Genomic DNA, 6,240 nt, shown 5'->3' with positions numbered 1-6,240 from the left:
TCTTTATAGTGACTAGCTAAAATAAGAACTTGAAAAAATAATATTTAATGTTAAAAGTCAGATAAAGGTTGATCTGACCTTTTGTATGCATACCTGATGTTACTTTGAAGCATGTGAAGGTAGATAATCATACAAAGATTGACATACCCCATTGATATGCTCTTCGATAAGACGAGCTGCGAGTTCAACATCTTTGTTTTTACACGCCTGAAGGATGTCCTTATGCTCTTGATCTGCTCGGGATTTACCTGCTGCGACACTCATCTGTAATCTGAGATAACGCTCAATCTTATCGTAAATAGACCGAATCAAACTGAGCATATATGGACGCTGCGCAGGTTCATATAAACAGGCATGCAATTGCCAGTTTAGTGTCGTCCAGCTCCCTATATCCATGGTATCGACAAAGGCACTACAAATCTGTTCTGCATTTGCAAAAGTTTCATCAGTCATATTGGGAACAGCTAATCGAATCAGCTTTGTTTCCAGCATGACACGCACTTCAAAGATTTGTGCCAATTCTTCTTCTGAAATACGAGTAACAATCGCTCCACGATTTTTTTTAAATTCGACTAGCCCCTCAGCTTCCAGCTGTTTCAAAGCCTCACGTACTGGGATTTTGCTGACATTGAATAATTTTGCAATTTCATCCTGACGGATAGGATCATCCTCAGCAATCTGTCCAGAAACAATCGCTTCTCTTATATGCTTGACGATCACTTCCGATACAGAAGGCATTGCGCCAAGATTAGATACATTAAAAGTTGGAAGTGTCAAAATACTCTCGTTAAATCAAAATGTTAAAAACAAAACATGAAATTGGAATCTAAATCATAGCATTCTTCATATGATTTTAAATAAACAGGTACATGAACTGTTCTTTAATCAAAATATAATTGCGATAAATATCCAATAAACTCATATTAAAAGTATACTTTATACGTTTTAATAAACAAGATGATAATGTGACTATGCTGAAATCGTCACAATATCTAATCATTTCGATCAAGTCATTTTCAGAAATCCCAGTCAGACTGTAATATTTGCTCGGTTTGGAATGATCATGATTGAACTCAGTATTCGTCAAGCTAGGGAACTTACAAGAAAAGTATTAACAAAGGCTGATTATAGTCCAGCCCATATCGAGGCAATTACAGATGTCGTACTCAAAGGGCAAATGGATGAGTGTGCATCACATGGTTTATACCGCCTGTTAAATTGTATCCATACTCTAAAATCAGGCAAGGCTTCTGCAGATGCTCTCCCTGTTTTTCAGCATCAGACACCTGTTATCTTAAAAGTTGATGCACAAAAGGCAATGGCTCCTCTAGCGCTAAAACAGGGTATTCCCCTCCTTATAGATAAAGCTAAAACATACGGTATTGCTATGATGGCACTCAATAACTGTGTGCACTTTTCAGCGCTATGGTATGAAATGGAACTCATTACCCAACAAGGGCTGGTCGGCTTTGCCTGTACATCAAATCACGCCTGGGTTACTCCCACGGGTGGAAGCAAACCGTTATTTGGAACAAACCCTATTGCTTTTGGTTGGCCACGTTTAAATCAAAATCCTTATATTTTTGACTTTGCCACAACTGCTGTAGCACGTGGAGAAATTGAACTTTATCTACGTAATAATCGCCAAGTCCCGAAAGGTTGGGGAGTTGATGAAAATGGCAAATCGACGACGGATCCATTAAAGATACTTAAAAATGGTGCAATGCTCACCTTTGGTGAACATAAAGGTTCCGCCTTAGCCACCATGGTCGAATTGCTTGCAGGACCGCTTATCGGTGACTTACTCAGCACCGAGTCTATTGAATATGATGATCAAACAGGTTCATCCCCCTTTGGTGGAGAGCTCATTATTGCTTTTTCACCTGAAACAATTTTAGGGAAAAACTACCAAGAACATCTGGATCGTGCTGAAAAACTATTTCATGGATACATGGAACAAGGAGCACGACTTCCCTCTCAAAGAAGATATGAAGCTCGCAAAAAAGCGACCAAGACACAAACTATCAAGATTCAGAAAAATTTATATGATGATTTAATGAAATATTTACAGTCCGAATAAAGTAAATAATGTTTAACGACTTATTTTTAAATGAATTATACATTTTCTATAAAATACAAGGTAAGCACTGTGAAAATCACCTGTACTGAAAAATATGTCCTGTTAAATCAAAAGTTCAACTTTGATTTTCCACATGAATATACTGAATATCAACAACTTGATCAGAAACAGTTTTATGAAAAAGTACATGATCAAGACGTAATCATTCTCAGTGACTTAAATATAGATGAACAGATTTTACAAAATAACCCGAATCTAAAACTGGTCGCACTTTGCTCAACTGGCTTTAATCACATAAATTTACCCTTGTTAAAAAAACACGGGGTAAAAGTCTGTAATATTCGAGGGCAAGCGACAGATGCCGTTGCTGAACATGCATTTACATTCATGATTAATTTAATCAAGAATTTTAAACAACAAATCAATGTGATTGAACAAGGTGTATGGTCATCTAGACAGACAGCTTTTTGCCTTGCTGCGCCCATGAAACAACTGAAAAATAAAACCTTGACCATTATCGGCAAGGGCAATATTGGTTTATCTCTTGCAGAAAAAGCTAAAGCATTTGGTATGAGGGTAATCTTTAGTGAAAGGAAAAATGCCCAACATTGTCGAGAGGGTTACATTCCTTTCAATGAGGCAATACAACAAGCGGATATATTATCTTTACACTGCACACTCAATGAACAGACTCAAAATCTGATTAATTTAGCTGTTTTGAAACAAATGAAAAAGACCAGTGTTTTGATTAACTTAGGGCGTGGTGGTTTGGTCAATGACCAAGATCTGGTCTTGGCTTTAGAAAATCATTTAATTTCAGGTTTTGCAACTGACGTTCTAACTCAAGAGCCTCCCGCAGCAAACCATCCCCTCTTGAATATTCAACACCCCAATGTACTTATTACAGGTCACATCGCATGGGCGACAGATGAAGCCCAACAACTGCTATTTGATATTTTACAAGACAATATTAATAAGAACATGACAGGCATAGATCAAAATCTGGTTTAATTTTTTTGTTGGTCTATGCTTTAACAGTATAGACCATACAACTTAAATGTATTTCCAGCATAAATAAGATATTAATAAATATAATTTTATTAAAAACATCATGACGTAAAGTTATCTAAGTGAACTACAGCTATCTATCCATTATTCTCAAAAATTAACACTCGCCCCACCCCTTTTTTAATTTTGACAAATTTATATTTTAAGACTTTTATTTTTATTGTATATCGTATACGATATAATAATTAAGAAATATTGTGATCTATTAAAACCATTACCGCTTCGGTGTGTAAGAGATCAACAGCCTAGCTAGACACTGAGCTAAATTTATAACTGAGGAACAATTATGAGTAATATCTTTACAGGATGTATTCCGGCGTTAATGACACCTTGTACTGCTGAACGCAAACCGGATTTCGATGCTTTAGTCAAAAAAGGACGAGAACTCATTGATGCAGGTATGAGTGCAGTTGTTTACTGTGGTTCTATGGGAGATTGGCCTTTATTAACAGAAGCTGAACGCCAAGAAGGTGTTGCTCGTCTGGTTGCCGCAAAAATCCCGACCATTGTTGGTACTGGTGCTGTAAACAGTAAAGAAGCTGTATCGCATGCAGCACATGCCCAAAAAGTTGGTGCCCAAGGACTCATGGTCATCCCTCGTGTGCTCTCTCGCGGCACATCTGTAACCGCGCAAAAAGCACATTTTTCTGCGATCTTAGAGGCGGCTCCAAACATTCCTGCTGTAATTTACAATAGCCCACATTATGGTTTTGCAACTCGTGCAGATTTGTTTTTTGAGCTACGTAACCAATATCCAAACCTTATCGGCTTTAAAGAATTTGGTGGCGCGGCAGATATGCGTTATGCAGCAGAGTTTATTACGTCAAAAGATGAAAATGTTACCTTGATGGCAGGTGTTGATACACACGTATATCATGGTTTCGTCAACTGCAATGCAACAGGGGCAATCACAGGCATTGGTAATGCACTACCTAAAGAAATCCTGCACTTAGTTGAACTGTGTAAAAAAGCAACGACTGGTGATGCAAAAGCTCGTCGTTTAGCCCAAGAACTGGAAGAAGCGCTAGGCGTTCTCTCATCATTCGATGAAGGTACTGATCTGGTTCTTTATTACAAATATTTAATGGTTCTAAACGGCGACAAAGAATACCAATTGCATTTCAATGAAACTGATGTATTAAGCGACTCCCAGCGCAACTACGTTGAAACACAATATGAATTATTCCGTAACTGGTATCGTAACTGGTCATCTGAACTATAAAACCCATGACTTGATATCAACCTAAAAGGCTAAGTTTACTTAGCCTCTTTTGTCTTTACTTTAATTAAACCCATTTCAAAATAGATTTAGAAGAAAGCATTTCTTCTCACACTTAAAGGATTTCGTATGAACCTCTCAGGTGAAATGCTCATTGGGCAAAACAATGTCAAAGGTATTAATCAAGCTATTTATGCAATCAATCCAGCAAATAATCAGACATTAGATCCTGCTTATTTAGGTGGAACCCAAGAACATGTCAATCAGGCATGTACTCTTGCCTGGCAAGCTTTTGATATATACCGTAATAAAAGCGTTGAAGAACGTGCCATTTTTTTAGAAACCATTGCTGAAAATATCGAAAATATTGGTGACCTCCTCATTCAAAGAGCAATGGATGAATCAGGTTTAACCCGTGCCCGTTTAGAAGGTGAACGAGGTCGAACTTGCGGTCAACTTAGATTATTTGCAAAAACCATTCGCGCGGGTGAATGGCTAGATATCAGAGTTGATGAAGCATTACCCAATCGTCAACCTGTGCCACGTTTTGATTTACGTCAACAACACATAGCTCTTGGACCTGTAGCGGTATTCGGTGCAAGTAATTTCCCACTTGCATTTTCTGTTGCTGGTGGCGACACAGCATCTGCACTCGCAGCAGGATGCCCTGTTGTAGTTAAAGCACATAGTGCGCATCCGGGAACAAGTGAATTGGTAGGGAAAGCGATCCAGCAGGCAGTTAAACAGTGTAATCTTCCCGAAGGAGTTTTTTCATTACTCTATGGTGCAGGGAATATTATCGGCTCGACACTGGTTGAACATCCGTATATTAAAGCTGTTGGATTTACAGGATCCCGTAATGGCGGTACTGCATTAATGAAAATTGCCCAGAATCGTTCTGAGCCAATCCCTGTTTATGCTGAAATGAGTTCTATCAATCCTGTCGTTTTGTTACCTTCGATGCTTGAAAATAATCCGGATACTTTAGGACAGGCTTTTGTTCATTCATTGACTCAAGGTGCGGGTCAATTCTGTACCAATCCTGGTTTAGTTATTGCGATAAAAAGTCCAGCGCTCGATATTTTCAAAAAGTCAGCTACAGAAGCAGTACAACAAAGTATGTCCCAGACCATGCTTACACCGGGTATTTTTCAAGCATTTTTAAAAAGTGTAAACACGATTGAACAACAAAATAAGGTTTCTCTATTAGCAAAGGGACTTGTTAGTCCGGATCAAAACCAATGCCAAACACACCTCTTTAGTGTAGATGCAATTGATTTCTTAAATAATGAACTATTGCAAAGTGAAATGTTTGGTTCTGCATCAATCATTATCGAATGTAAAAACATGGATGAGGCAAAGCTGGTTATAGAGCAACTCGAAGGTCAATTAACTGCAACCCTACATATGGATCAAAATGATATGGAAGATGCACAACGTCTATTAGCAGTTTTAGAGCGTAAGGTTGGGCGTATCCTGATTAATAGTTGGCCAACTGGCGTTGAGGTTTGTGATGCAATGGTTCATGGCGGTCCATATCCTTCAACCTCGGATGCAAGAACAACATCTGTTGGAACAGCAGCGATTTTCCGTTTTTTAAGACCTGTATGTTATCAAAACTTCCCGGATGATCTATTGCCTGATGCTATTAAGCAATCAAATCCATTGAAATTATCCCGTTTGATAAATGGTGAACGAGAATAATTCACATAGCATTAATGTCTTATAGAATAATCAGCCCGAATCAATCAACAATTAGTTCGGGCTTGAATTATTTTTACATTTTGGCTTTAAAATACTCTCAGAAAGTTTAGATGTTTCCTCAAGGAAGTAATTAAAATTTTATTTACTCAGTTTTTGAAAATTGTTTATC

At 38.0% G+C, this 6,240-nt stretch carries 5 protein-coding genes; 4 read left to right on the top strand and 1 reads right to left on the bottom strand.

Annotated elements, in window-relative coordinates:
- Nucleotides 1–99 precede the first annotated feature (99 nt).
- A complete protein-coding gene (locus KPC_RS17040; protein WP_121975547.1) occupies nucleotides 100–777 on the bottom strand; it encodes a GntR family transcriptional regulator in 678 nt (225 codons plus the stop codon).
- A 286-nt stretch (nucleotides 778–1,063) separates the two neighbouring features.
- On the opposite strand from KPC_RS17040, the gene KPC_RS17035 reads away from it, so the two are divergent.
- From KPC_RS17035 to KPC_RS17020, 4 genes are all read left to right on the top strand, one after another.
- Nucleotides 1,064–2,080 (top strand): Ldh family oxidoreductase, encoded by a 1,017-nt coding sequence (locus tag KPC_RS17035; protein WP_121975546.1) that lies wholly within the window; start codon nucleotides 1,064–1,066, stop codon nucleotides 2,078–2,080.
- A 30-nt stretch (nucleotides 2,081–2,110) separates the two neighbouring features.
- Complete coding sequence (locus KPC_RS17030) at nucleotides 2,111–3,091, top strand: NAD(P)-dependent oxidoreductase (protein WP_121975545.1); 981 nt, start codon at nucleotides 2,111–2,113, stop codon at nucleotides 3,089–3,091.
- A gap of 343 nt (nucleotides 3,092–3,434) precedes the next feature.
- A complete protein-coding gene (locus tag KPC_RS17025; protein WP_121975544.1) occupies nucleotides 3,435–4,370 on the top strand; it encodes a dihydrodipicolinate synthase family protein in 936 nt (311 codons plus the stop codon).
- A 126-nt stretch (nucleotides 4,371–4,496) separates the two neighbouring features.
- Nucleotides 4,497–6,071 (top strand): aldehyde dehydrogenase (NADP(+)), encoded by a 1,575-nt coding sequence (locus tag KPC_RS17020; protein ID WP_121975543.1) that lies wholly within the window; start codon nucleotides 4,497–4,499, stop codon nucleotides 6,069–6,071.
- The last annotated feature ends 169 nt before the right edge of the window (nucleotides 6,072–6,240 follow it).

Origin of the sequence: Acinetobacter stercoris, from assembly GCF_900323515.1 — a bacterium.
In the GTDB taxonomy this organism is placed as follows: Bacteria; Pseudomonadota; Gammaproteobacteria; order Pseudomonadales; family Moraxellaceae; genus Acinetobacter; species Acinetobacter stercoris.
The sequence above is the reverse complement of the archived record's forward strand: the minus strand, read 5'-3'. Positions and strand labels throughout refer to the sequence as shown.